The sequence below is a fragment of the Vibrio sp. ED002 genome (genome assembly GCF_023277445.1).
Lineage (GTDB): Bacteria > Pseudomonadota > Gammaproteobacteria > Enterobacterales > Vibrionaceae > Vibrio > Vibrio jasicida.
Window position 1 is genome coordinate 2,060,149 of record NZ_CP080238.1, and the last position, 25,925, is coordinate 2,086,073.

25 protein-coding genes and 1 riboswitch are annotated in these 25,925 nt (G+C 45.9%); of the genes, 11 read left to right on the forward strand and 14 right to left on the reverse strand.

What is annotated here, in order from left to right; translation table 11 throughout:
• Positions 1 to 29 precede the first annotated feature (29 nt).
• Complete coding sequence (locus ITG12_RS09445) at positions 30 to 467, forward strand: universal stress protein (RefSeq protein WP_005437370.1); 438 nt, start codon at positions 30 to 32, stop codon at positions 465 to 467.
• Positions 468 to 560: 93 nt separating this feature from the next.
• On the opposite strand, the gene thiQ is transcribed toward ITG12_RS09445, so the two are convergent.
• The 5 genes from thiQ to mpl form a co-directional block, all read right to left on the reverse strand.
• Entirely contained in the window at positions 561 to 1,265 is a 705-nt protein-coding gene (gene thiQ / locus ITG12_RS09450; protein ID WP_038878321.1) for a thiamine ABC transporter ATP-binding protein, read from the reverse strand.
• Positions 1,265 to 2,851, reverse strand: a complete 1,587-nt coding sequence (gene thiP, locus ITG12_RS09455) for a thiamine/thiamine pyrophosphate ABC transporter permease ThiP (protein WP_082040332.1) — start codon at positions 2,849 to 2,851, stop codon at positions 1,265 to 1,267. Before thiP ends, thiQ begins: the two co-directional genes overlap by 1 nt.
• A 14-nt stretch (positions 2,852 to 2,865) precedes the next feature.
• A complete protein-coding gene (gene thiB / locus ITG12_RS09460; protein WP_104025959.1) occupies positions 2,866 to 3,858 on the reverse strand; it encodes a thiamine ABC transporter substrate binding subunit in 993 nt (330 codons plus the stop codon).
• A gap of 68 nt (positions 3,859 to 3,926) precedes the next feature.
• Positions 3,927 to 4,076: riboswitch (TPP riboswitch) on the reverse strand.
• A 32-nt stretch (positions 4,077 to 4,108) separates the two neighbouring features.
• Entirely contained in the window at positions 4,109 to 4,747 is a 639-nt protein-coding gene (locus ITG12_RS09465; RefSeq protein ID WP_038866102.1) for a flavin prenyltransferase UbiX, read from the reverse strand.
• Entirely contained in the window at positions 4,747 to 6,105 is a 1,359-nt protein-coding gene (gene mpl / locus ITG12_RS09470; RefSeq protein ID WP_063344065.1) for a UDP-N-acetylmuramate:L-alanyl-gamma-D-glutamyl-meso-diaminopimelate ligase, read from the reverse strand. Before mpl ends, ITG12_RS09465 begins: the two co-directional genes overlap by 1 nt.
• Before the next feature lie 313 nt (positions 6,106 to 6,418).
• Here mpl and fbp point away from each other — a divergent pair, with 313 nt between their 5' ends.
• Together fbp and ppa are read left to right on the forward strand one after the other, a co-directional pair.
• The gene (gene fbp / locus ITG12_RS09475; protein ID WP_248872986.1) at positions 6,419 to 7,435 is read left to right on the forward strand and encodes a class 1 fructose-bisphosphatase; all 1,017 of its coding nucleotides are present in this window, start codon (positions 6,419 to 6,421) and stop codon (positions 7,433 to 7,435) included.
• 117 nt (positions 7,436 to 7,552) lie between these two features.
• A complete protein-coding gene (ppa, locus tag ITG12_RS09480) occupies positions 7,553 to 8,083 on the forward strand; it encodes an inorganic diphosphatase (RefSeq protein WP_038866096.1) in 531 nt (176 codons plus the stop codon).
• A gap of 63 nt (positions 8,084 to 8,146) precedes the next feature.
• Here the strand turns inward: ppa and ITG12_RS09485 are convergent, their stop codons facing one another.
• The 5 genes from ITG12_RS09485 to ITG12_RS09505 form a co-directional block, all read right to left on the reverse strand.
• Positions 8,147 to 8,506, reverse strand: a complete 360-nt coding sequence (locus ITG12_RS09485) for a DUF2799 domain-containing protein (RefSeq protein WP_038878330.1) — start codon at positions 8,504 to 8,506, stop codon at positions 8,147 to 8,149.
• A 16-nt stretch (positions 8,507 to 8,522) separates the two neighbouring features.
• Positions 8,523 to 8,861 carry a DUF2799 domain-containing protein gene (locus tag ITG12_RS09490; RefSeq protein ID WP_038866091.1) on the reverse strand — a complete coding sequence of 113 codons (339 nt, stop codon included), beginning with the start codon at positions 8,859 to 8,861 and terminating at the stop codon, positions 8,523 to 8,525.
• 64 nt (positions 8,862 to 8,925) lie between these two features.
• Positions 8,926 to 9,273, reverse strand: coding sequence for a gamma-glutamylcyclotransferase (locus ITG12_RS09495; protein ID WP_038866089.1), 348 nt, complete (start codon positions 9,271 to 9,273; stop codon positions 8,926 to 8,928).
• Between the two features lie 32 nt (positions 9,274 to 9,305).
• A complete protein-coding gene (locus ITG12_RS09500) occupies positions 9,306 to 13,217 on the reverse strand; it encodes a translocation/assembly module TamB domain-containing protein (RefSeq protein ID WP_248872987.1) in 3,912 nt (1,303 codons plus the stop codon).
• Positions 13,214 to 14,926, reverse strand: a complete 1,713-nt coding sequence (locus ITG12_RS09505; protein ID WP_038878336.1) for an autotransporter assembly complex family protein — start codon at positions 14,924 to 14,926, stop codon at positions 13,214 to 13,216. The genes ITG12_RS09500 and ITG12_RS09505 overlap by 4 nt, the downstream gene beginning before the upstream one ends.
• Positions 14,927 to 15,092: 166 nt before the next feature.
• On the opposite strand from ITG12_RS09505, the gene msrA reads away from it, so the two are divergent.
• Positions 15,093 to 15,731 carry a peptide-methionine (S)-S-oxide reductase MsrA gene (msrA, locus tag ITG12_RS09510; RefSeq protein ID WP_038878338.1) on the forward strand — a complete coding sequence of 213 codons (639 nt, stop codon included), beginning with the start codon at positions 15,093 to 15,095 and terminating at the stop codon, positions 15,729 to 15,731.
• 49 nt (positions 15,732 to 15,780) lie between these two features.
• Here msrA and ITG12_RS09515 read toward each other — a convergent pair whose 3' ends face one another.
• On the reverse strand, positions 15,781 to 15,981 hold the full coding sequence (locus ITG12_RS09515; RefSeq protein ID WP_038866081.1) for a DUF1107 domain-containing protein: 201 nt from the start codon (positions 15,979 to 15,981) through the stop codon (positions 15,781 to 15,783).
• A 214-nt stretch (positions 15,982 to 16,195) separates the two neighbouring features.
• Between ITG12_RS09515 and ITG12_RS09520 the strand changes: the two genes are divergently transcribed.
• From ITG12_RS09520 to ITG12_RS09550, 7 genes are all read left to right on the forward strand, one after another.
• The gene (locus ITG12_RS09520; RefSeq protein ID WP_038866079.1) at positions 16,196 to 16,747 is read left to right on the forward strand and encodes a YtfJ family protein; all 552 of its coding nucleotides are present in this window, start codon (positions 16,196 to 16,198) and stop codon (positions 16,745 to 16,747) included.
• A gap of 164 nt (positions 16,748 to 16,911) precedes the next feature.
• A complete protein-coding gene (locus ITG12_RS09525) occupies positions 16,912 to 17,214 on the forward strand; it encodes a DUF2607 family protein (protein ID WP_080774269.1) in 303 nt (100 codons plus the stop codon).
• Between the two features lie 94 nt (positions 17,215 to 17,308).
• Positions 17,309 to 18,055, forward strand: coding sequence for a DUF2796 domain-containing protein (locus tag ITG12_RS09530; protein ID WP_248872988.1), 747 nt, complete (start codon positions 17,309 to 17,311; stop codon positions 18,053 to 18,055).
• A gap of 52 nt (positions 18,056 to 18,107) precedes the next feature.
• Positions 18,108 to 18,836, forward strand: coding sequence for an ABC transporter ATP-binding protein (locus ITG12_RS09535; protein ID WP_248872989.1), 729 nt, complete (start codon positions 18,108 to 18,110; stop codon positions 18,834 to 18,836).
• Complete coding sequence (locus ITG12_RS09540) at positions 18,833 to 20,092, forward strand: ABC transporter permease (RefSeq protein WP_038866072.1); 1,260 nt, start codon at positions 18,833 to 18,835, stop codon at positions 20,090 to 20,092. Before ITG12_RS09535 ends, ITG12_RS09540 begins: the two co-directional genes overlap by 4 nt.
• 5 nt (positions 20,093 to 20,097) lie before the next feature.
• Positions 20,098 to 20,592 carry a DUF3299 domain-containing protein gene (locus tag ITG12_RS09545; RefSeq protein ID WP_039974669.1) on the forward strand — a complete coding sequence of 165 codons (495 nt, stop codon included), beginning with the start codon at positions 20,098 to 20,100 and terminating at the stop codon, positions 20,590 to 20,592.
• A 315-nt stretch (positions 20,593 to 20,907) separates the two neighbouring features.
• Positions 20,908 to 21,813 carry a TIGR03899 family protein gene (locus ITG12_RS09550; protein ID WP_248872990.1) on the forward strand — a complete coding sequence of 302 codons (906 nt, stop codon included), beginning with the start codon at positions 20,908 to 20,910 and terminating at the stop codon, positions 21,811 to 21,813.
• Between the two features lie 91 nt (positions 21,814 to 21,904).
• On the opposite strand, the gene cysC is transcribed toward ITG12_RS09550, so the two are convergent.
• The 3 genes from cysC to cysN form a co-directional block, all read right to left on the reverse strand.
• On the reverse strand, positions 21,905 to 22,522 hold the full coding sequence (gene cysC / locus ITG12_RS09555) for an adenylyl-sulfate kinase (RefSeq protein ID WP_038864931.1): 618 nt from the start codon (positions 22,520 to 22,522) through the stop codon (positions 21,905 to 21,907).
• Between the two features lie 24 nt (positions 22,523 to 22,546).
• A complete protein-coding gene (locus tag ITG12_RS09560; RefSeq protein ID WP_038864929.1) occupies positions 22,547 to 24,271 on the reverse strand; it encodes an SLC13 family permease in 1,725 nt (574 codons plus the stop codon).
• 209 nt (positions 24,272 to 24,480) lie between these two features.
• Positions 24,481 to 25,911, reverse strand: coding sequence for a sulfate adenylyltransferase subunit CysN (gene cysN / locus ITG12_RS09565; RefSeq protein ID WP_038864927.1), 1,431 nt, complete (start codon positions 25,909 to 25,911; stop codon positions 24,481 to 24,483).
• Positions 25,912 to 25,925: the final 14 nt, after the last annotated feature.

Consider the following 25,925-nt stretch of genomic DNA (forward strand, 5'->3'; position numbering starts at 1 on the left):
GGATAAGGGGCCATGATGAGAGACACTGAATGTATAAACAAATTCTTGTGCCGGTTGATCTAAATGACCAAGGCTTCTCTGACCGAGCTGTTGAGTTGGCTGTTTGGCAAGCTAAACAAGCCAACGCGGAAGTTCACTTACTGACTGTACTGCCCGGTATCCACATGTCGATGGTCGCGACTTACTTCCCGAAAGATGCGGCGGCGAAGATGAAGCAAGATGTGAAGCAGCAGCTAAAAACATTTGCCGATCAACACATCGATGATGAAGTGATTTATAAAGTCCACGTTGCAGAAGGCAAAGCGTATGCAACCATCCTTGATTACGCTGAGCGCTTAGGCGCAGACCTCATCATTATGCCAAGCCATAAACGTTCGAAGATCAATAAAGTGATGTTAGGCTCAGTCGCAAGCAAAGTTGTTGAAAACTCACCAATCAATGTGATGGTAGTGAAGCCACAAGGCTAACGTACTCATTCAAACTCCCAAAATAGAAAAAGGTTGATGCTCGCATCAACCTTTTGTTTTTCTTACGCCTTATTCATCAATATAAACAACGCTCTACCCTGCCGCTCGCACAAACGCGGTTAAAACATCGCTAGAGTGCGATAACGTTAATTCACCAATCTCACCTGACGCTTCTACCTGACCACCTGCCACAAATGCAAAATGACTAGCAATCGCTCTGGCGTCACTTAAGTGGTGCGTCACCATCAAAACGGTGATGCCACGCTCAGCAGCAAGCTGTTTAACCAATATCAGCATCTCTTCACGCAACACGGGATCGAGAGCTGAGAAAGGCTCATCGAGTAGCCACATCGGATGCGGCTGAACAAAGCAACGTGCGAGTGCCACACGCTGGCGCTGACCACCAGAAAGGTGTTCAGGTAAGCGGTCCAGATACTCAGCTACACCCACTTGTCTTGCCGCTTGCTCGACAAGAAGCTTTTGGTCTGCCGTAAGCTTTAACCCCGGATGCAAGCCCAAACCGATGTTGTCTCTTACTGACAGGTGAGCAAACAGGTTATGTTCTTGGAACAACATTGAGAACGGACGCTGATACGGCTCATTACTTACGATAGATTCACCATCAACCAGAATATCGCCTTGGTCTGGATTGATGAAACCAGCAACTAACGCCAATAAGGTTGATTTACCAGCCCCGCTCGGTCCCATCAGTGATACGATTTGCCCACGTTGAATGTCTAAGTTAAAACGAAACAGTTCATGTTGATAGGTGTACTGCACATCATCCAACACTAACATTACGCTCTCTCCTTCGTTTTCAATACTTTTTCAATCACAGCAAAACAACCGACGCTGAGTAACAGCAAGGTAACCGACACAACAGCCGCAGCATCCATCTGGTAACTTCCCAACAATTGGAATAGGTACAACGGCAAGGTTCTAAACTCTTGCCCACCAAACAAAGCAATCGCACTCAAGTCACCAATCGCAAACATAAAGCTGATAGCAAAAGCATGTGCAAATGGCTTGCGCAGTGCTTGCCACTCCACCACTCTAAAACGTTGCCAACCACGCATACCCAAACTGGCACAGACATACTGATATTGCTGCTCAATGTGCAACATAGGTTGAGATAAAGTCTTAATGACATATGGCAAGGCCATCAAACCATTAACCAAAATAACCACAAAAAACGCTAAGCTGAATACATCGGTAAATGAGCGCAGCAATAGGAACAATCCCGTACTGATCACTAAGCCCGGCGTCACCAAAATGATGGTACCAATAAGCTCAATTTGATCAGCGCGAGTATTTTTATACTGCAAACGCCAACGTCGGCTAGTCAGCAAAATCGATACGCCAGCGGCCACGGCAAGAGAACTCGCCAGTACCGCAACTTTGAGTGAATTGAACAGTGCAGACCAAAAGCGCTCATCACTCAATACCGGCCAAACTTGTTGGTTGATACCACTGAAGACCACCATCAAAAGTGGCGGTATTACTAGTAAAAAGGCTCCTATGATCCAAAAGCTATCCCAAGCTTTTGACCACCCATGATCCTTCGTTAAATATTGCTGTACCGATGTGCTGCCAGTGCTTACTGAGACTGGCTTCGTCAACTTTTGTACGCCAATTGCTAACAAGCCGCACAACAACATTTGCCACAGTGCCAAAAGCGCCCCGGCTTGCAGATCAAAGTCGAACTTAATTGCCTGATAAATGGCAAGCTCAATAGTGGTCGATTTCGGTCCGCCGCCTAACGCCATCACGGTGGCAAAACTGGTAAAGCAAAGCATAAACACTAAGCCACTTACGTGTGGTAATTGCTGCCTTAGGCGTGGCCATTCCACCCAGCGAAATTTATCCCAATGACTCATTCCAAGGTGTGCACACAGTTTATGTTGCTCTGCTGGGATAGATTCTAATGCCTGCAAAAGTAGGCGTGCTGCATAAGGCATATTGAAGAACACATGCGCAAGTAAAATACCGTTCAGGCCATAGATGGAAAACGGCAGCTCCGCATCGATACTTTTCAGCCATTGAGCTAGCAAACCGCTATTACCGTAAATCGCCAATAAGCCGAATACGCCAACCAGTACCGGCAAAACTAAAGTGGACGCAAACAATTTTAATAGTAGAGACTTACCAAAGAAGTCACGTCGAGAAAGCGCATGCGCAACGGGAATAGCAAAGCCAACACTCAATAGTGTAGAAAGAAAAGCTTGGTAGAAGCTGAACTTGGTGACGTGCTGATAGTATGGGTCTCCCCATACCATAGACACATCAAGTGAAGGCGCTTGGACAATCAAAGCACCCAGGGCAGAAATAACAAAGGTCGCGATAATCATCGCGACCCCTAACCCTATTTTCGGAACAGAATTCAAAAGTAGAACCTATGTTAGAACGTCAATGCGCTTTGCCATTCGCGAATCCAAGTCTTGCGCATTTTCGCTACTTCGTCTGCACTAAAGCTCAATGATTTGCTTGGCACGCTCAGAGTTTCAAAGCCTTTTGGCAATTCAACGTCAGTCACTGGGTACATCCAGTTACCTGTTGGCATCGCAGATTGGAAATCATCACTCAAAATAAAGTTCATGAACTCATCTGCTAACTTCGAATTTTTTGAGCCTTTGACCTTAGCCGCCACCTCCACTTGCATGTAGTGCCCTTCGGCAAAATTTGCGCTTGCGTATTTCGCGTCATCTTCTGCAATCAAATGGTACGCGGGAGAGGTCGTGTAAGACAGCACGAGATCGGACTCACCGTTCAAAAACATCGAGTAAGCTTCTGACCAGCCTTTGGTAACGGTAACTGTTTTCGTTGCCAGTTGCTTCCACGCTTGAGTCGCATCATCGCCATAGATGGACTTCATCCACAACATCAAGCCTTGTCCCGGCGTCGAAGTGCGAGGGTCTTGGTAAATCACTTTCAGATCATCACGCTCTTCCACCAGCTCTTTCATGCTTTTTGGAGGATTCGCCAACTTCTCCTTGTTGTATACAAACGCAAAGTAGCCGTAATCGTACGGTACGAAGGTCTTATCGTCCCAACCATTAGGTAGCGTAGTCTTTGAGGTATCAACATTATGCTCAGCCAGAAGCCCGGTCTTTTTCGCTTCCGCCATCAGGTTGTTATCCAAACCTAACACGATATCCGCTTTGCTATTGTTTCCTTCCAAGCGAAGGCGGTTAAGGATTGAAACACCGTCATCCAGCGCAACAAAATTAACGTCGCAACCGCATTTGGCTTCGAACGCTTTTTCAACTTTAGGACCAGGCCCCCAATCGGCAGCGAAAGAGTCGTAAGTGTAGACAGTTAGGGTGTTTTCAGCGGCAAACGCTGAAGTAGAAGTGATGGCTGCAAGGGCAATCAGACTAAGAGTGGTTTTCACTGCTCGCTCTCCATTTGCATGAGTAACATGAATTGAGCGGCACAGGGTTGAGGCGGTATTTAGGACTTCCAATATCCAGACTCAATTCCTACGCCAGCATTATCTGGTTCAGGTAATACGGGTCCCTGTCTGCTCAACAATGTTAAACAATTAGGTCTCAGCGCTCCTTGGCATTGATAAGGTCAATACCTGATGGGTTTGCTCCCCGATGAGTTGGATGGATTGTAAAGGTCTTTTATTGATTACACAATCAACGTTGGTCATAACCCCAACGTGGCACCAAGCCTTGCTCAATACCAAGGTGATCGAGAATTCTTGCCACCATAAAGTCAACCAAGTCTTCAATGCTCTTAGGCTGATGATAGAAGCCCGGTGCTGCCGGCATAATGGTGACGCCCATCTGCGAGAGCTTGTGCATGTTTTCAAGATGCAGTGTTGAGAAAGGCGTTTCACGCACCACAAGTAACAGTTGCCCACGCTCTTTCATCACCACGTCTGCAGCACGTTCAATTAAGTTATCTGACATGCCGTGTGCAATGGCCGCGACACTGCCCGCGGAACATGGACACACCACCATTTGCTTTGGCGCAGCCGAACCAGAGGCCACTGGCGAGAACCAATCGTCTTTGCCACAAACGGTGATATTATCTGGATTGCAGTTGAGATGCTCAACTAACGCCTTTTGCGCCGCTTCAGGGCCGCTTGGCAGTTTCAGGTCATGCTCGGTCGCCATCACGACACGAGCAGCCGAAGAGATCAACACGTAAACGTGGTAATCCGCAGCAACTAGGCATTCAAGAAGGCGAAGACCATAAGGGGCACCAGAGGCGCCCGTTAATGCTAATGTGATGGCTTTTTTAGGGGTTACTTTTTGTTGCATAAATGTCATTAAGCTTTTTGTTTCAGTTGTTCTAGAAGCTTGCCGTGGATACCACCAAAGCCACCGTTACTCATTACGAGGATTTGGTCACCCGGCAGTGCTCGTTCTACGATTTTAGCGACAAAGCTGTCCATCTCTGCACCCACAAAAGCAGGTTGTTTACACTGGTCTGCAATCTCTTGTACTGACCAATCAATGTTGTCTGGTTGGAAGAGGAACACCTCATCAGCACTGTGCAATGAAGCTGCCAGTGTATTCTTATGAACACCGCGCTTCATGGTCGCAGAGCGTGGCTCCAAAACGGCAAGAATACGTTTTTCGCCAACCTTGTTACGTAAACCGCCCAATGTCAGTTCAATCGCCGTCGGATGATGAGCAAAATCGTCGTAAACTGTGATGCCCTGCTCTTCGCCTTTGAGTTCTAAGCGACGTTTGGTGTTAATAAAACGACCGAGAGCCTGACATGCAAGTTCTGGTGCAACACCCACATGGCGAGCAGCAGCAATCGCCATCAAAGCGTTATCCACGTTGTGGTCACCGACAAGATCCCAATCCACGACGCCAACTTTCTCACCTTGCAATGAAACTTCAAATTTAGAGCCATCGATAACCAATTTGTGCGCTTGCCAATCACCGTCGACACCTGAGAACTGCTTTTCAGTCCAACAACCGCGCTCGATCACGTCTTGCAGCGACTGATCTTGCTTAGGTGCAAGGATCAAGCCGTTGCCCGGAACAGTGCGCACTAAGTGGTGGAATTGACGTTTAATCGCCTCTAGATCGTCGAAGATGTCCGCATGATCAAACTCAAGGTTGTTCATGATCAGTGTACGTGGATGGTAGTGAACAAACTTAGATCGCTTATCGAAAAAAGCACTGTCATATTCGTCGGCTTCTACGACAAAAAACATGCTTTCACCCAAGCGAGCCGACACTCCGAAGTTACCTAATACGCCGCCAACGAGGAAACCAGGCTGGTAACCGCAGTCTTCTAAAATCCAAGCCAGCATGCTTGAAGTGGTGGTTTTGCCGTGAGTACCAGAAACCGCAAGTACCCAGCGATCGTGGAGTAAAAACTCCTGTAACCATTGCGGGCCAGAGGTATAACGCATGTTAGTGTTCAATACATGTTCAACACATGGGTTACCACGGCTCATCGCGTTACCAATCACCACAAGATCGGGTTGAGGGTCAAGCTGAGAAGGGTCAAAGCCTTCAATTATTTCAATACCTTGCGACTCTAACAGGGTGCTCATTGGTGGATAAACATTGGCATCTGAACCCGTTACTTTATGACCTAACTGACGAGCCAAAACTGCTGCACCGCCCATAAACGTGCCGCAGATACCCAAGATATGAATGTGCATAAACTTAACCTTGTAATGCGTTCTTTAATCCTTTCATTATCGTGATAACTACCAGAAAAGCGAGTGCCTTTCGCCCTGTTCGTGCAGTCTCTTTCACAAATCTGACAGGGCTTAGCACTGACTGACCAAGCATTAACCAAGAGATTCCCTTCTTATGCAATAAGACAAATAATTTGCGATCTCAGTCGGTTACTTCATTACCATTAATAAGATCTGCGTCATAAACTTACATCTAGCGCAATCGTTTAACATCCATAAAGAGATGCCTCTATTGCGCGACACCCCCAACGAAATGAAAATGTAAGGATAAACCATGTCAGGACTGCGCACCCTAGGCGAATTCATTGTTGAGAAACAAGCGGATTTCCCCCACGCTAGCGGTGATCTTTCATCTCTCTTAGCTTCTATTCGCTTAGCTGCAAAAATTGTTAACCGCGAAATCAACGCGGCCGGTCTTGGTGACATCACTGGCGCTGTAGGTACGGAAAACGTACAGGGCGAAGACCAACAAAAACTTGATCTGTATGCGAATGACAAATTCAAAGCGGCCCTCGAAGCTCGCGACCAAGTATGTGGCGTTGCAAGTGAAGAAGAAGATGAAGCGGTTACGTTCAATAAAGAACTCAATCAAAACGCAAAGTACGTTGTACTTATGGACCCACTCGATGGCTCATCAAACATTGATGTGAACGTATCAGTCGGGACCATCTTCTCTATTTACCGTCGAGTTTCTCCTATTGGAACCCCACCAACAGAAGAAGACTTTCTACAACCAGGCCACAAGCAAGTGGCAGCTGGATACGTAATTTACGGTTCATCCACCATGCTGGTTTACACCACAGGTAATGGCGTAAACGGCTTCACTTATGACCCATCGATAGGCAGCTTCTGTCTTTCTCATGAAAACATGATGATCCCTGAAGATGGCAAGATTTACTCGATCAACGAAGGCAACTACATCCGCTTCCCACAAGGCGTTAAGAAGTACATTAAGTACTGCCAAGAAAACGAACCTGAAGATGGTCGCCCATACACCTCTCGCTACATCGGTTCGCTGGTTGCTGATTTCCACCGCAACTTGCTGAAAGGCGGCATCTACTTGTATCCAAGCACGCAAAGCCACCCTCAAGGTAAACTTCGCTTGTTGTACGAGTGCAACCCAATGGCATTCTTGATTGAGCAAGCAGGTGGTTTAGCGTCTGACGGCGTTAATCGCATCATGGATTTGAAACCAACAGAATTGCATCAACGCGTGCCTTTCTTTGTCGGTTCTAAAAACATGGTGAACAAAGTCGAAGCGTTCCTTGAACTGCATCGCGACGAAGAATAATTTCAGACCTTTGTCCAACGCGGCGGGTGTTTACCTGCCGCGTTTTTGTCGCTAAAGTGAGTAACGAATCAATCGTAAGATGAGCCTGACTCATCCTCACTGAAAAGGACTATTCAAATGAGCTTAAACAACGTACCAGCGGGTAAATCATTGCCTGACGATATCTATGTCGTGATCGAAATCCCTGCTAACGCCGATCCAATCAAATACGAAGTAGATAAAGACACTGGTGCTGTATTCGTTGATCGTTTCATGTCTGCACCTATGTTTTACCCTTGCAACTATGGTTACGTGAACGACACCCTTTCTCTAGACGGCGACCCGGTAGACGTACTGGTTCCGACTCCTTACCCACTGATGCCAGGTTCTGTGATTCGTTGTCGCCCAGTTGGCGTATTGAAGATGACGGATGAGTCAGGTGAAGACGCAAAAGTCTTCGCTGTCCCGCACTCTAAAATCTCAAAGGAGTACGAGGGCATTCAAGATGTCGGTGACATCCCGGAACTATTGAAGGCACAAATAACACAATTCTTTGAGCGCTATAAAGAGCTGGAAGCTGGTAAGTGGGTGAAAGTTGATGGCTGGGCAGATGTGGCCGCAGCAAAAGCAGAAATCCTAGAATCTTACGAACGCGCGCAAAACAAATAACTGCGAACGCTTAAAAGTAAAAGAGCTGCACGTTTGCAGCTCTTTTTAGTTTTATGGCTTTGATCAGTACTCGCCTGCCGTTGAGTGTCTGCCCGATTCATAGTTTTGTTGGAAGAATGGGTCAATGTCATCGCAAATACCGAAGTACGGCATATCTCTCACACCTAGCATGTAAGCACTCTGTTCGCAGTACTCTTTTTTACCTTCCTGATAGCCGGATTGATAAGCCATAACCAATTCGGGTGTAGCACGATTCGTTTCATCAAGTTTGGCGATTCGCTCTTCCGATAGCTCGATTAGACCATCAAGGGCAGATTGCTTACCAAAAGCCTGCCAATCTGTGACGTTGGCAGATGTTGGTAGTGATGTTTGCGCACAAGCACTGAGCAAGACTAGCGCTGCACCGATAGCAAATAACCTCATGTTCACCCCTTAAAATCTAGTAGCGTTTACTGCCCTTTGCAGTTCGCCCTAATTCATATTCTCGGCGGAAACGATCATCAACATCATCACATATCCCGCGATAGTAGCGCCTACTTTCTCCTAACGAAAAGGCATCTTGTGCACAGTAGTTTGAGCGCCCCGCTTCATAACCATTGCTGTATGCCACGTAGAGTTCGTCGCCATTGTTGAACTCTTGCATTGACAGTTTGGTGTCACCGGCTTCAGCTTGCTGCATGCCATATTGCTTCCATTCCATACTGTCGTTGCTACTCGGTGGTGTCGTGCTTGAGCACCCCACTAAAAGCAGCAGTATCATTGGTGATAGATATTTCATCGCAGACCTCCCAAGTCTTTGTTGTATATATCGTCAATGCATACGTTACTGCTCTAATTATAGTTCACACTCGTTGACACCAATCACCAGATGCAATCTCTTCAGTCAATTGCTCGGTATCTTGGTACAAATAGATCCAAGCTTGGCCAAACGGCGTGATGATGCTTTCTCTGCGATACTCTACAGGTACATCCTCAAGTTTATCGAGCTCCACCAGCGTTTCATTATCAATCAGATAAACTTCACCCAGTATCGCCTTCTGTCCTACCGATAAAGCAGGGTATCGCCCTAAATCATACAGTGCGAATTGAGCCTCGGTCTCATGGTGACCTAAAAACTCGGCGCTATTCAAAAAGTGATGGTTTCCCTCTCCTTTGCGCAAAGTGCCATACACAAAAATCAAATGCTGCATAACCCTTCCTTAGTTACGATAAAAAGCTAAGCTTAGTCGAATTCAAATTGGTACAGCAAATCAACAGCACTATCCACGCCAGAAACCGCTTCTAAGTACAAATCTTTCATCAATCGGTATCGCACGGTGAACTCACCTAATGAGGTAAAGATACCTACACCGTATTTAACTTGTAGGCCAGGAAGTATGTAACCACTTACCGTCACTTGAGAATCATCACCAGAGCCTGCGGTATCCAACTGCAAATCTTGTACGCCAAAGGCTTCGCCAATCTCACCGACGACTTTACCGCTCTTCGCTAAACTCAAACCAATCAGTGTTGTTGTCATCGCATTACCGCCAGACTCAGCATCAATATCTTGACCACGTAATAAGTAAGACAGCGCGTTCGCTTGCGGCATCGCAGGGTCGGAGAAAATTTCTACCGTAGGGTCACTTGCCGGGCCAGTCACACGCACACCGGCCGTCACGTCATCTTGCGTGTTATCTGGGTTACGAATCGCTTTGATAGAAACATAAGGCTGATCCGCAGGACCGTTCATCATGATCTTACCTTCTTCGATCACCAAATCCTGACCAAATGAACGGTATGAACCATCAATGATGTTCACCTCACCAACGATGAATGGCCCTTTATCTTTCTGAGTAACGTTTAGGTTACCTTGCAAATCGCCCTTCAAACCAAATGCTGACAACTGGAAATCATCTCCAATTTTGATGTTGATATCTGTCTCTACGTTAAATGGTAATGCCTCATCACCATCTACCGGCTGCATGTCTTTATTTAATATAACGGTATCGCTCGACACACCAACGGCACTTGGCGGCAACTCATCAATCAAAATACGTCCCCATGGGAGATTGATGTTACCTTCAACCTTAGCGAGCTTAGGGGTCACATCAATGGTCATGTCTGGCTCGACTTTGATTCTTACCATTGGCGGCATATCCACTTTCAACTCTTTCGCAAATACGCGAGCCTTCGTGTGCCAATTTACTAAATCACGCCAATCCGCGTCACCATTGATCTCCAGCTTGCCATCCGGCGTGATGATGCCCGCATTTAAGTCTGCTTGATGCCCTTTGAAGTTAATCGCAACTTGTCCTGAGTCGATGTCAATTGGTGTTACTTCACCTTGCAGCTTCATTTGGTCAATCAAAAACTGGCCATTCACCTTCGGATGCATCACATCACCAGATAAAGCGAGATCCGTGTTCATGTTCGCCTTGAACAAGCTGTACTCACCGATAAGTGGCGCCAAGAAGTCCAAGTGGAACGTCGATAGCGACACTTTACCGTTAATCGTAGGCTTCTCGGACGACACATCATTCAGAGCGACCTTACCAGACAAATCCCCGTTATCCGTGACATCAAGTAACCACTCAGCATCAAGCTTATCTTGCGCCAATTTGGCTTTAAAACTCACACTTTCCCAACCGACTTTCACTGGTTGCTCTAGCGTTTGCTCTACCTGACCTTTTGGCATATCGACATTCACCGTGACTTCCGGTTTCATGTCTGGTGCCCATTTCGCAAACGCATTCGCGTTCACTGAACCATTTAGCTTGGTTTCTGCAGGTAAGAATTGTTTGATTTGGTCGAAGTCAAAGTTAGTAATGGCTAACTTCGCCTCGCCGCTCTTGCCGACACTAATGTCTTCACTCAGACATACGCTTGAATCAGACTGTAACCAACAGTGTGCTTGGACATCGGCGATCTGTTTATCAATGTTGATTTTAACTGCCGTCGATTTTTGCAGAGCCCATGGACCTTGTGGTGTACTCAACGTTAAACGGCGCAGCGCTCCATCCCAGATCATCTCGGGCTTTTGCTTAAAAGTACCTTCGATTTCTAAACTACTTGAAACAATGTCAGACACCACATCCAATGTCAGTTGGTGCAGCTTTTCGTCACCAGTGACTTCAAGATCTGCACTATCAATTTTGATGTCGTCATAGGTAATGTTTTTGGCAATTAAGCTCACGTCCGCTTTTGGCGCAGGTAGAGGAGTCACATCACCTTTCAAAGTAATAGTTTCAACCTTTGCTTGCTGTTGCCAATCGAGTTGGTTCAGCGCAAGATCCAGGTTGATGTCTGGTTGCTTCAAACTGCCACGTAGCGCAACCGTACCATTCATCTTGCCGCTAAGATCGGGCACACTTTTCGAAAAGTCAGGGAAATTCACCTCAACATCCATCAAGATTTGCTTGTCAATTTTACCTTTGGCATGCAGTTGGTTAGGACCATGCGATAACGCTAAACCTTGAGTATTTAGCTGGATATCTTCACCCTTACCATTCTTGTCAGACGCCTCTAATTGACCTTCTATATTCAGCGGATAACCACGCAAAATACCGTCAATATCAAGCTTAGGAAGGCTCACTTGCCAACCGCCTTGCTCCGTTAAAGAGCCTGAAGTAGATAAACTACCGCTGATGTCCCCTTCCGCTTCTTGCCACTGCAAACCCGGTTGAATGTGCTTCAGGTTCAAGTTCGCTTGCCAGTTGATAGGTGTAGCCCAATTCGCCATCACTTTACCAGCCAGTTCACCGCCTAAGGTTTTCACCACAATACTGTCTAGGTCAATCTGTTCTAAAGTGCCTTTACCATTCAAAGCAACATCTAACGCAGGAATATCCTTACCAGATGCTTTGGTTTCTAATGCAACGGTGTAGCCCTCTAGTGAACCTTTAGCCGCTAAGCTAGGCACCGAAACTTGGTAGTCACTCTTACCACTCAATGGCCATTGCGCCTCAACATTGTTCAGCTTGATATCAAATGGCAGCTCCGTTTTCAGTGGTTGGATTTGCCCTTCAATCTTCGCTTTAACCAAATCAGACAGCGTTGCCTGCAAGGACAAATCACCGACAGACCCTGAAGCTGATAAAGACAGTTTCTGACCTTTCACATCAGCTTGTTTAACGAGCGCGTCAATTTGTGCTTGAATTGGATAGTCGCCAGATAACGTCACTTGCGTACTCAACTTGCCTTCCACTTCAGGCATGTCGAGTTCTAACGTTTTTACCTCAACTTTATCGCCACCAGCTTTGGCTTCGAGCCCTAAGTGATGAACAATAACCGGAGTGTCACCAGCCAATTTGAAATCCTGAATATCCAGTCGCTGCGCTTCTATCGTTAGGGGGATCCACACTTCAGGCAGAACAATGCCCTTAGGTTCAGACTCAGCTTTCGCCGCTTTGTTTTCCGCTTCTTTTTTTACCGCAACATCTTGATTTTTTAGTTTTTCTTTTTGTTTCACAGCCTGCTTTGATGTCTTCGCAGCATCGTCCTGATTACTCGCAGCGCTGCTCGATTCATCAACAGCTGTCGCTTGTGCCGTTGTCGATGATTGATCTTCTTTTGGCGTTTCGTCTGTTGACGCCAATGCCACATTGATCACCTTCAATGCCGTGGGAGCAATTACCAAACGGTCGCCTTGCATCGACAGCGCTGTAGAAAAATCTTGCCAATCAATCTTGTTACCCAAAATATTCAAGTTGATGTTATTCAGGCTAACTTTATTTACGAAAATAGGTACTGGTGTGCTAATTGAGCGCAGTGGCGGCGTTTCTTCTACTGGTTCCTCACTCGGCGGCAACTCCGGCATTTGGAAGTTCACACCTTGGAGTGCAAGTTCATCCACGCACACTTTTGGATCGAAGAAACAACGGAAATTTATCGCAAGGGTAAGGCGTTCAACCTTTGCGTCGATATTCAACGATTCATCGACAAAGCTGACGTTGTGCAAAGCAAAGCGAGGGAACAAAGATCCTTTGATCTCTTCGACCTTCAGTTGTGGTAGTGCCTTTTCTGCTCCCCACAAAGCCAGCTTTAAACCGGGATGGGTGAACAAGATTGTACCGATGAAAATTACCAGCAAGAGCACCAAACTCAGCAGACTGATCGAGAACCACTTCGTCCACTTAAGCGTTGTTTTCATCATAGTTCAGGCCCCAATGAGAAGTGGATACGAAATTCTGGTTTAGGCTCAGCGTCTAAGCCCCAAGCAAAGTCAAAACTCACGGGTCCAACAGGGGATGCCCAGCGAATGCCAACACCTGCACCCGATTTCCACACTGGAGTGTCATTGAACGCATCACCGATGTCATAAAAGGCTGCACCCCACCAGTTGCCATAAACGCGATACTGATACTCTAGGGTACTGGTCACCATGTATTTCGCACCAGTCAATGCTCCACTGGCATCTGTTGGCGAGATAGATTCGTATCCATAACCACGAATGTTGTTGTCACCACCAGCAAAGAAACGCAGCGATGGTGATAGTTTTTCAAATTCTTCGGTGATGTTGGCACCACCTTCTAAGCGGAATAAACCACGATGATTCTGACCAATGCCACGAATCCACGACGTCCGACCTAACAAACGAAGAACGCGAGTTTCAGACAACAAAGCGGGATCACCGTATTCAACGGTGACACTTTGTTTGTCTCCCCACATTGGCATATTGCCACCGCGAGTTCGAGTCCGTGAGAAAGAAGCACCAGGCAGAACGAATTGCACTCCGTCTTCTTGCAAACCTTGTGAAAAGTTTTCGTACAAGTGACGAACGTATAACGTCTTATGCCAACCACCATCGGTGATCCAGTGGCGTTCTACCGCAAGATTCGATTCCAAACTCTCTGTATCGCGGTTATCGAGGTGCTTCAAACCAAACTGCAATTGGTAATACTCATGCAGTACATCATCGAGAGGGATTTTGTAGCCTGCGGTAATCGTCTGCTCAGGCTTAGAAAGAGATAGCGCCGTATCAAAGCTGTGACCACGCGCACTTACCCATGGTTTTTTCCACTTTAACGTACCACGCACACCGGTATCGGTAGAGTAACCAATACCAGTTTCGAGTTGGTTTTTTGCTGCGGGAGCTAACGAGACTTTAATCGGTAGATCTCGACCATCATCAAGTTTACTGAGGTCTGGTTCAACAAACACGGAGGAGAACCAATCGGTATTCGACAGGTTTTGGTTGTACTCACCCACTTCAGACACTAAGTAGGGTTCACCGGTTTTAAATGGGCGCAAAGAGTCCACGCGGTCTTCCCAGATCTGACTCCCCAAGATTTCCACTGTACCAAAGTGATATCGGATACCACTGTCATAGTGCAGGCGAACATTGGCTTCATTCAACTCTGGAACCACTTCCAACTTACTCAGCGTAAAATCACCATTAAAGTAGCCACGCTGCAAAGCTAAGTTACGAATGCTGGATTTGAGGCTATCGTATTCCCCTTGATTAAGGATACGGCCCTCTTTCAATCGTGATTTGTTGATGAGGTTAGTAAACTCTTCATCTTTTTCTGCTTCACCGGAGATCACCACATCCATAACCTTTACCCTTACAGGCTCGCCCGGTGTAACGTTGACGATCAATTCATCATTATCTTTCGTAATAGAGTATGAAATTTTCGCATGATAATAGCCAAGCGCATTCATCGCTTCGGTGATACTTTGACTTAATCGCGCCTGAAAGCGTAAAGACGTCGAATAATCATCTTCTGGTATCGATGATAGGTAAGCGTTCACATTGTCTTCTAGCGCACCATCGATCCCTTTTACAGTCAGGGATACATCGGCATAAGCGCTATGAGAAAAAACAAGTAGGCTAGCAATAATTGGGATAGCTTTTTTTATCATGCTTTTTAGCTGGATGAGGTTAAATAAACGTAAACAATAATAACGCCAAATAAAGGCTAAGTCTGTAATATTAATAGGTTTACCGCGGTCTATGTCATTACACCATCAGATTCAGACTGAATATTAAAGTTCGCAAAATTAAGACACGTATTGAAGGACGAATACTATGCTCAACAAACAGACAATGATCAGTATAGAAGATGCACTGCCAGGTAGAGAGGCATCAATGCAGATTGATGACACCCATTTTGTTAATCAATCAAGCTTAACGGCATCACCGCAAGCTCACCAACAACAAATATTATTCGGTATGGGATGTTTTTGGGGAGCAGAACGTTTTTTCTGGCAACTTGAAGGTGTGATGTCGACGTCTGTAGGCTACGCCGGAGGCTATACGCAGAATCCAACATACGATGAAGTGTGTAGCGGAAAAACAGGACATACAGAAGTCGTAAGAGTCATCTTCGATGAACGAGTAATTTCTCTAGAGCAACTGCTTGCCGCATTTTGGGAGAAACACGATCCAACTCAAGGCATGCGCCAAGGTAATGATCTCGGCACTCAATACCGTTCCGCGATTTATACCTACTCACAAGAACAGTTAGAAGTGGCAGAAAAATCGAAAACACAATACCAACAAGCATTACAAGAAGATCAACGCGCAGCCATCACCACAGAAATTCAAGCCGCTGGGCCTTATTACTTCGCTGAAACGTACCACCAGCAATACCTAGCAAAGAATCCAAACGGTTACTGTGGTTTAGGCGGCACGGGGGTCTGCTTCCCACCAAGCCTTCAAGGTTAGTCCCAAACTAAAAAGAGCGACGAAAGTCGCTCTTTTACAATTCTGACAATTAAACAGGTAGAGATAAAATGGCCCTGTTAACTTCTTTGAATACCGACAATTGTTGGGGGTTTTTGATGTCTGGTAGTAGCACTTTACCGTTATCAAAACGGAACTGACCAACTCCAGCAATTGAGAACTGACCTTTGAATAAAGTCTTAACGAAACGCGCCACCTGACGTGGACGGTAAACAGCAAACTCACGAAGCATAACCACCTCAATATCCTTTTGAGAAAAACATGATTGCTCTTTCCTTGGCAATCTTTATGCGCTATTTGCGACGAGGTTCATTGTACCAAATTCCAACCTAAACGCAACATTACTTAACTCTGTACGTTAAATAATTGTTATAAACGGTTCTACATTTTTATGCATCGTAAGTATATACTTGGTAAGTCTCACAACCCATACGGATCATAACAATATGAAAACTAAGACTCTCCTTCCTATTTTCTTCGCTCTTGCACCTGGTCTTGCGCTTGCTCACAACCTTTCAATGGGTGAAGCAGTTCCAGCAGCAAAAGTAGACGCGTACGGCGAAATCGTACTGCAAGGTGAAGGTGTGGCGTACCAGCCTTGGGCGACACAACAAATGCTAGGAAAAGTACGAGTGATTCATGCCATTGCAGGACGCAGCAGCTCGAAAGAAATGAACGCGCCGTTGATGACAGCGCTAACTGACGCTAAGTTCCCGGAAGATGCCTACCAAACTACAACCATCATCAACCAAGACGACTCAATCTGGGGAACTGGCTCTTTTGTGAAATCATCAGCACAAGACAGTAAAAAAGAATTCCCATGGTCATCAATGGTTTTAGATGAGAACGGTGTTGTGGCTAGCACTTGGGCACTACAAGAAGAAAGCTCGGCAATCGTAGTGCAAGATAAGCAAGGTAAGATCCTGTTTATCAAAGAAGGCGCATTGACAGCAGATGAAATCAACCAAGTACTTGGCCTAATTAAACAAAGCATCTAATACTCACTCGCTCCTTGTTACTCTCAAGCGGGGAGCGTCATTCCTTTCTTTCTGCGTAAGTTCTTATTCCTGCATAGATAATTTGCTCTATACGAACAAAAGAGTGAACTTTTCATAAAAATGGGTGTTATATTATAACACTAGGTATCGTTTCGGGCTTTAAGATGCACTGTCGTTGGCAAGCAATTACACATCATTGGCATCGCACTGTTGTATTGTTCAGTGTTGCGTTGTTGATCGCTTGGAACTTTGCCACTATTGCTCATCAACTCGACCTCATTCCCGAACACCACAGTGAACATCATTGCCAAATGTTTGCCGGAGCGCATCAAGGGCTTGCGAAGGCTCAGCCAGAACTCAGTGCGCCCACCTTCTCTAGACTCGCTCACGTAGATGTAGCCGAAATCACCTCTCATTTAGAGGACGTCACGTATACCGCGCGTGCACCACCTAATTTTGCGTTCTAAAAACCACTACTCATACTAAGAACAAACCTTGTTATTCACTTTGCTATTTGAGCAAGTAACACATAAAAAATTAAACAAAATTAGGAATAAGAAAATGCCATCTAAACACGCTTTAGCTCTTGTTATCGGACTTTCTCTATCAGCTACTGCTAACGCAGAAGAATATCGTCAACATGAAGCGCACGTTCATGGTCATGTCGAATTCAACATTGCTCAAGACGGAAAAGACTTACTAATTGAAATCACTTCTCCAGGTGCTGACGTGGTTGGTTTTGAGCACGCGCCTGAAAATGCAGAGCAAGAGCAAGCCTTAAAACGAGCGGTTGCCGCACTAAAAGACACAAACAAACTGTTTGCAATTAACCAGCAAGCGAAGTGTGTGATTGAAGAAGTTCAAGTCGCGCATACGCTTGGCCAAGATTCTCATGAAGGCCACGATCATGGTAACCACGAAGAACATGATCATGATAAGCACGACCACGATAGCCATGAGGGTCACGACCATGACAAACATGAGCATGGCGACCACGAGGGTCACGACCACGATAAACACGATCATGATGGCCATGAAGGTCACGATCATGACGAACATGCTCATGATGACCACCACGATCACGAAGGTCATGACCACGAAGGACACGATCACGAGCACGGCGGTCACGGTGAGTTCACCGTTGAGTACCGTTTCCACTGTGATTCAGTCGCCGATCTAAATAGCATTGATACGACTTGGTTCAAGCAATTCCCAGCAACAGAATCCATCAGCGTCAACTTATTTACTGACACAGCTCAGTCTGCGACAAGCCTAAGCAAAAACAACACTAAGATCGCAATTAAATAAATCACATAGCGTGTGAGTGAGTGCTCACACGCTATTGCCTTGGTAATTTATTATGACTGAAACCACGTCAAACGTTGTTGAGCTGAATAATGCCCAGTTTGTCTGGCCCGGCTCAGAAAGCGCGACCATTAATATTCCACACTTACACATCGCTCAAGGTGAGCATGTCTTTATCAAAGGCCCTAGCGGCTGTGGTAAATCGACTCTACTTGCCCTACTAACTGGAATCAATACTCTTACATCGGGTTCTCTGTCTGTACTTGATACCGATCCTGCAAGCTTAAGAGCAAGCCAAAGAGACAAATTTCGTGCCGATCACATTGGCTATATCTTCCAACAATTCAATTTGTTGCCTTACTTGAATGTGATCGAAAACGTCCTAATTCCATGCCAATTCAGCAAAATTCGCCGAGATCGCGTTGCACCAAACGCTTCGAATGCAACGCTTGAAGAGCAAGCAACATCACTGCTAGAACGTTTGCATCTTCCGAAAGCACTGCACAATAAGCCGGTCTCAGAGCTGAGTATTGGCCAGCAACAGCGAGTTGCAGCCGCCCGTGCACTGATCGGCCAACCTGAACTGGTGATTGCTGACGAGCCAACTTCAGCATTGGACCATGACAACCGCAAAGCGTTTATTGAGTTATTGATGGAACAAGCCAATCTTGCCAGCGCCACATTGGTTTTTGTTAGCCATGATCCAACTCTGGAATCTCTCTTCCACAGAACACTAAACTTGCCTGAAATCAATCAAGCGCAAACCCTAGGAGCCGCATCATGAGTGCCGTAGTAAAGCTCGCTTGGAAAAGCCTGATGAACCGCAAAGCGACGGCTATTCTCACCATCATGACAGTCGCGATTTCAGTTGTCCTTTTATTGGGTGTTGAACGCATTCGTACCCAAGCTAAGGACAGCTTCGCTAACACCATTTCTGGTACCGATTTAATCGTCGGTGGCCGTTCTGGACAAGTCAACTTGTTGCTGTACTCAGTATTCAGAATCGGCAATGCCACCAACAACATAGATTGGAAAAGCTACGAAGAGTTTGCTAACCACAGTGCCGTCGATTGGGCAATTCCAATCTCACTCGGAGATTCCCACAAAGGGTTCCGCGTAATGGGCACCAACCAGAGCTATTTCGAACACTATAAATACGGAAATAAACAGCCTTTAAAATTGTCCGAAGGCAGGGAGTTCAATGGCCTGTTTGAAACTGTGCTCGGCTCTGATGTCGCAAAACAGCTTGGATATAAAATCGGTAGCGAAATCATCATTGCACACGGCATCAGTGACGTTGGTTTTAGCCGGCATGACAACTTACCATTTAAGGTGGTCGGCATTCTTGCTCCTACTGGCACTCCTGTCGATAAAACCGTACACGTTTCTTTAGAGGCGATCGAAGCGATTCACGTAGGTTGGGAAAGCGGTGCCCGTTTAGGTCCGACCCCAAGTGCTAATGAGCTAAAATCACGCGACTTCCAACCTAAACAAATCACTGCCATGTTGGTTGGGTTAAAATCACGAATTCAAACCTTTGCCCTACAGAGGCAGATCAACACCTATCCGAAAGAACCTCTCAGTGCCATCATGCCAGGGGTCGCTTTGCATGAATTATGGGGCATGATGTCCGTTGCCGAGCAAGCACTCATGGCTGTATCAGGCTTTGTGGTTGTGGCAGGGTTATTAGGCATGCTAAGCAGCCTATTGACCAGTCTGCAAGAGCGTCGTCGTGAAATGGCGATCCTGCGAGCCATGGGGGCAAGACCAAAACACGTCTTTTCCTTACTGATAAGTGAAGCCAGCTTATTGACCTTCGCAGGTATTGTGACGGGATTAGTGGGTCTTTATTCCATGCTTGCCCTCTTGCAACCAATAATCCAACAAAGTTATGGTATACACCTAACACTAACGGCACTGTCGCCGTATGAATGGATGTTGCTTGGCTTTGTACAATGTGCAGGCATTGTGATTGGCTTCATCCCGGCATTTCGCGCTTACCGACAATCGCTAAGTGATGGAATGACAATAAGGATTTAGTAAAAATGTGGAAAAAAATACTCGCTAGCTGTTTGCTGATGATTTCGTTTACCGCGCCTGTGATGGCCAGTGACGAACCATTAAAGCTTGATTGGATAGATCTCGTCCCAGAAGCCGAACGCAAGATGTTCGATAGTATGGGAATGCCAGCCACAGACCACAGCGGTGGTGCAGCAATGCAATCTAAGGTCGGTAACGTTCGTCCTGAATTGAACGGAAGCACAGTCAAGATTCCTGGTTTTGTCATCCCATTAGAAGGCGATGCAAATACCGTCACGGAGTTTTTGTTAGTGCCTTATTTTGGTGCTTGTATTCACGTGCCGCCACCGCCACCGAACCAAATAATCTATGTGAAGTTTCCTAAGGGAGCGCCAGTACAAGAGTTGTGGGATGTGATTTATGTGGTGGGCAAATTGAAGACTGAGACCATCAACCACGAGCTCGCAGAAACCGCATACGAGATCGAAGGCACGAGTATTGAAGCCTACGACGATATGTAGTTTGTTTTGATTTCACACCAAGGCGTCAATTTGGCGCCTTTTTTATGCCTGTCAGTTAGACTATATAGCGAGATAAATACGCTAATACACCAACATAAAGAACCAAAAGAAGCGCTATCGACAGGTGCTTTTTCAGTTTACTTGCGTCTGAATATTTCATCGCCCCTCCAAAATAACGATAACAATTTTAACAACTCATTATCATTTTGAATAGCCTTTATTCTGTCAAAATCCGGACGTGCCTCTCTAGTCGCAAAAAGCAGAAAGGTGTAAATTTAAGCAAGCGTTAACCGCAAGCTCTTGGCAGGAAAACAAATGGCAGAACCGACAAAGCAACCCGTTGTCATCGAACACGAATCGAATACACAAAAACAAACACATCACGAGAAAAAGTCTGGCTATATCAAAGACAGCGCAAGTCGTATTCAAAGCATTGCTCAGATCTATGGGCTCGATGCTTTGCTGCAAAACGAACCTCCAGCAAAACCTGCATTAGAACGGGCACATTTACGCGAACAACGTCGCCAAGAACAAAGACAAAAAAACCTCGAACAAATCCTTAAACTCGCGTACAGCTCATGCCGTGATGAAACCGCCGGAGAGCCTGATCAAGATTGGTTGTATCGATTTTTCGATATGGCGCAAGACATCCACAACAGCTCAATGCAAAAACTCTGGGCGCAAGTCATGAAGCGAGAAGTTACCAACCCTGGTTCGACGTCCATGAAAGCGTTAAAAGTGCTGAAAGACATGTCACCACGGGAAGCCCAAACCCTACAAAGAGCCGCGACGTTAGCATGCAGCTTTGGTGGAGATACCAGTAGAAAGCTACTGATTGGCTACAAAGCACATGGCGGAATGTTCAGCTTTGGTAAACGTGACACCACCAGCAATCTCAATATGGGGAGTTTCCAACTTCCCTATTCCAGCTTATTAGTGTTGATTGAATTGGGCTTACTTCACAGTACTGAATTAGAGTCTGGAGAGATTGGCATTGAGACACCATTGATGCTCAACTATCAAGGCAAGAATTTATCACTGCAAGTGAATACCAAAGGTGTACGACTTTTGTATTACCGTTTTACACCGACGGGCAATGAGTTGTGTAAATTACTCGGAAACAAACCAAACAATCAATATTACGACCAAATGTTATCGCTTTTAAATCATAAATTTAGTGTACATAGCGACACCAAAAGTCATGTTAATTACACCGTCTAAACGATGTCAAAAGAGCTTTTGGCCACCTATGGTCCAAAAGCTCCCTGAGCAGTACAATGACTTTTTGGTCACCGATGATCCAAATGCTTTTTTATCGGATCACTCCGCGCTGTTTGAGGTCAATTAAGCACAACTCAACAAGCTCTTCGACGCTCTTCTCACCCGCAGGCAAGTCAATTTCTGGATTTGCTGGCGCTTGATATTCCGAATCAATTCCCGTGAAGTTAGGAATTTCACCTGCACGCGCTTTTTTGTATAAACCTTTAGGATCGCGACTTTCACACACATCAAGAGAGGCGTTGACAAACACCTCAATAAACTCGCCCTCAGGAACTAAATCACGCACTAATTGGCGCTCAGCACGATGAGGAGAAATAAACGCAGACAATACGATTAGCCCTGCGTCTGCCATCAGCTTAGCGAGCTCACCAATGCGACGAATATTTTCTCTACGGTCTTGTTCAGAAAAGCCTAAATCGCTACATAAACCGTGGCGCACATTGTCGCCATCCAGCAAATAAGTGTGGTAACCCAGTTCAGCTAAGCGATTTTCCAAGGCGCCTGCCACCGTTGATTTACCCGCACCAGATAGCCCGGTAAACCAAAGTACCGCTGGCTTCTGTTTTTTTAATCCAGCACGAAACTGTTTATCAACCGAGTGCTGATGCCAAACGATGTTTTCATCTTTTACCGGAGTTTCGGCAGTCATAACGTATCCTTGTAAATTTACAGATTAAAACGGAAAAAAGACCGGAATCAGCGTCAGTACTAACACTGAATACACGATGGAAATCGGCACGCCAATTCGCACATAATCGGTCAATTTGTAATTCCCTACGCTGTACACCAACAAATTGGTTTGGTATCCGTAAGGAGAAATAAAACTTGCGCTAGCACCAAATAACACCGCCATGATAAAAGGCATAGGGTCAACGCCATAACCTACCGCCATGCTATAGCCAATAGGGAAAGACAGCGCCGCTGCCGCATTGTTCGTTACAAGCTCAGTCAATACTAAGGTCATGATGTAGGTTGCCACCAGCGCACCAAACACACCCCAACCATTGAACGCTTCAATAAACATGTCGCCCATTCGTACGGACAGTCCAGAGGAAATCATCAGTTGAGCGATAGATAACGCAGAACCAACAATCACCACAATATCGATTGGGAAACGACGACGCAGCTCAGAAAGCTGAATGACACCAAACGCGAGCAGAGCAATAAGATAAACCGCCAAACCTTTAATAATTGGCACCAACTCCAATAGAGCAAAGGCAATCACAGCGGAAAAGCCAATAAGCACTAATGCCGATTTATTGGCATCCAAACGTGCGCTGGAATCCAAATCGTTAACCAGAACAAACTCTTTACGATGGGCTCGACGTTCAGTTTCAAAACGCTTTCCGGGTACCAAAACCAGCGTATCTCCTGCCGCTAGGGTAATGTTACCCAAACCACCTTCAAGTCGTTCGTGACCACGGCGAATCGCCACGACTACAGCATCGAATCGGTCCCGAAATCGACTCTCTTTCAATGTTTTGTGACAAAACGTGGCTGAAGAGCTTACTACCACCTCGATAAAGTTTTGGCCATTGAGATGCTGATGACCAAAGAGCGTCAGTCCTGGGATCTCTTGCAACGTAGCAACGCTTTCAACATCACCACAAAACAACAATCGGTCTTTTGCGTTGAGAACAAAATCAGGCCCAACTGACGGTACGGTCACGCCATCACGAACGACTTCGGCAAGGAACAGCTTTCTTAATGCTCGTAAATTATTTTCCGTGATAGTACGCCCAACCAAAGGTGAGCCCGGCTCAACTCGAGACTCTAAGAAATAAGGTAAATCTTCTTGGCTTTGATCATCATAATTAGGCAACAAATAACTCAACGGGATCAAAATAAGCACGCCCCCAACCAGCACGGCTAAACCAATCATGGTCGGTGTAAAAAAGCTGAGACTTGGTAAGCCCGCATCCTCAACAAAGCTGTTGATTATTAAGTTGGTAGAGGTGCCAATAAGTGTCAGTGTGCCACCAAAAATCGCGGCATAAGAAAGCGGGATCAATAGCTTAGAGGGTGCGTGCTGCTGATTACGTTTGATCGCACCAATTAACGACACCACAACCGCGGTATTATTAGTAAAAGAAGAAAGCAACGCGGTAGAAAAGCCTAACTTGGCAATCACGCTACCAAGATTGCCCTCTGAAATACTGCGACTTACCCAACTGATCAATAAGGTTTTTTCTAATGCACTCGATGCAAGAATCAACAAGACAAGCGTCAAAAGAGAAGAGTTAGTAAAGTTAGCCGCAATGGTATTGAGCTCTAACATGCCCGCCATAAACGCAATAAAGGCAGCGCCAGCAAACACATAACTCGGCTTCAGTTTGGTTACAAGTAAACAAGTGATAATGCCAAGCAATATCGCTAATACAAATCCTTGTTCCCACATAGCCTTTCCTTACCAACAAGCCCGATTCGGGCATAACAACGACATGTGCATACTGGCTGCACAGAGTGACAAATGAGTCACAAGATAAAAAAGCAAAGCAAGCGAAAAAGAACGCCAGAATGCTTGGTTTCTTGGGCTTCCTAGCATTCTGGGTTCGGGGGGAAGTCAGCCTGACTGCATTCGCAATTCGGTCAGGCTCAATGAACTCATTACTTCTTCAGTAACTGGCTCAGGTCTTTGGCTTCCCAATGTGGGAAGTGCTTACGAACCAGTGCATTTAGCTCAAGTTCAAACGCAGAGACATCGGTTAAGTCTCGCTCAACTGCCGCGAGACTCTCTTTCACCATGCCAGCACCAACGGTAACGTTAGTCAGACGGTCAATGATGATGAAACCACCGGTATCAGCACATTCTTGATAGTTATCAATCGCAACGGATTCGTTGAGTGACCACTCACACAAGCCAATACCATTGAGAGGTAGCTCTGGTGCGCTATGAGTTGAAAGGTTGTTAATATCGTATTGGTGGCGAATCGCCTCAACGTGACCAACGGTCTTCTTACCGGCAATCTTAATGTCATAGTCACGACCCGGTTGCAGAGGTTGCTCTGTCATCCATACCACATCAGCAAGTAAGTGGTTTGTCGATTCCACTTGCGCGTTTTCCAGCACAATCAAATCGCCACGACTGATATCAATCTCATCGTTGAGCGTCAGAGTTACCGCTAAACCAGCCTGCGCCTCTTGTACATCACCATCAAAAGTCACAATACGTTCAACGGTCGATGTTTTCCCAGACGGCAGTGCTTTAATGGCATCACCAACTTTCACCGAGCCCGATGAAATCGTGCCAGCGAAGCCACGGAAGTCGAGATTAGGGCGATTCACATACTGGACAGGAAAACGGAAATCACCTGCGCCTTTCTCTTGGTCAACATCCACATTCTCAAGCAACTCTAGTAGCGACGGGCCTTCAAACCAACTCAGGTTCTGCCCCTTGTCTACCACGTTATCGCCTTCCAATGCGGAGATTGGAATGATTTGAATGTCCGTTTCACCTTCAAGGTTCTCAGAAAACTCTAAATACTCGTCGCGAATTTCTTCAAAACGTTCTTGTGAGTAATCCACCAAATCCATCTTGTTGATCGCAACAATAAAGTGCTTCAAACCCAATAGATTAGAAATGAATGAGTGACGACGAGTCTGATCTAGTACACCTTTACGCGCATCAACCAAGATCACGGCAAGATCACAGGTCGACGCACCAGTTGCCATGTTACGCGTGTACTGCTCGTGTCCCGGCGTATCTGCAATGATGAACTTACGCTTCTGAGTCGAGAAGTAACGGTAAGCGACATCAATGGTGATGCCTTGTTCACGCTCAGCTTGCAGTCCATCAACTAGTAATGCCAAATCAGGCTTCTCACCTGTCGTACCCACTCGTTGGCTGTCTGAGTGAACCGCTGCTAATTGATCTTCATAAATTTGTTTTGAGTCATGGAGCAAACGTCCAATCAACGTACTTTTACCATCATCTACCGAGCCACAAGTCAGGAATCTAAGTAGAGACTTGTACTGGTGTTGTGTTAAATAGCCTTCAATTCCAAGCTCGGCTAATTGAGCTTCAACTGCACTGTTCATTATCTTTCCTTAGA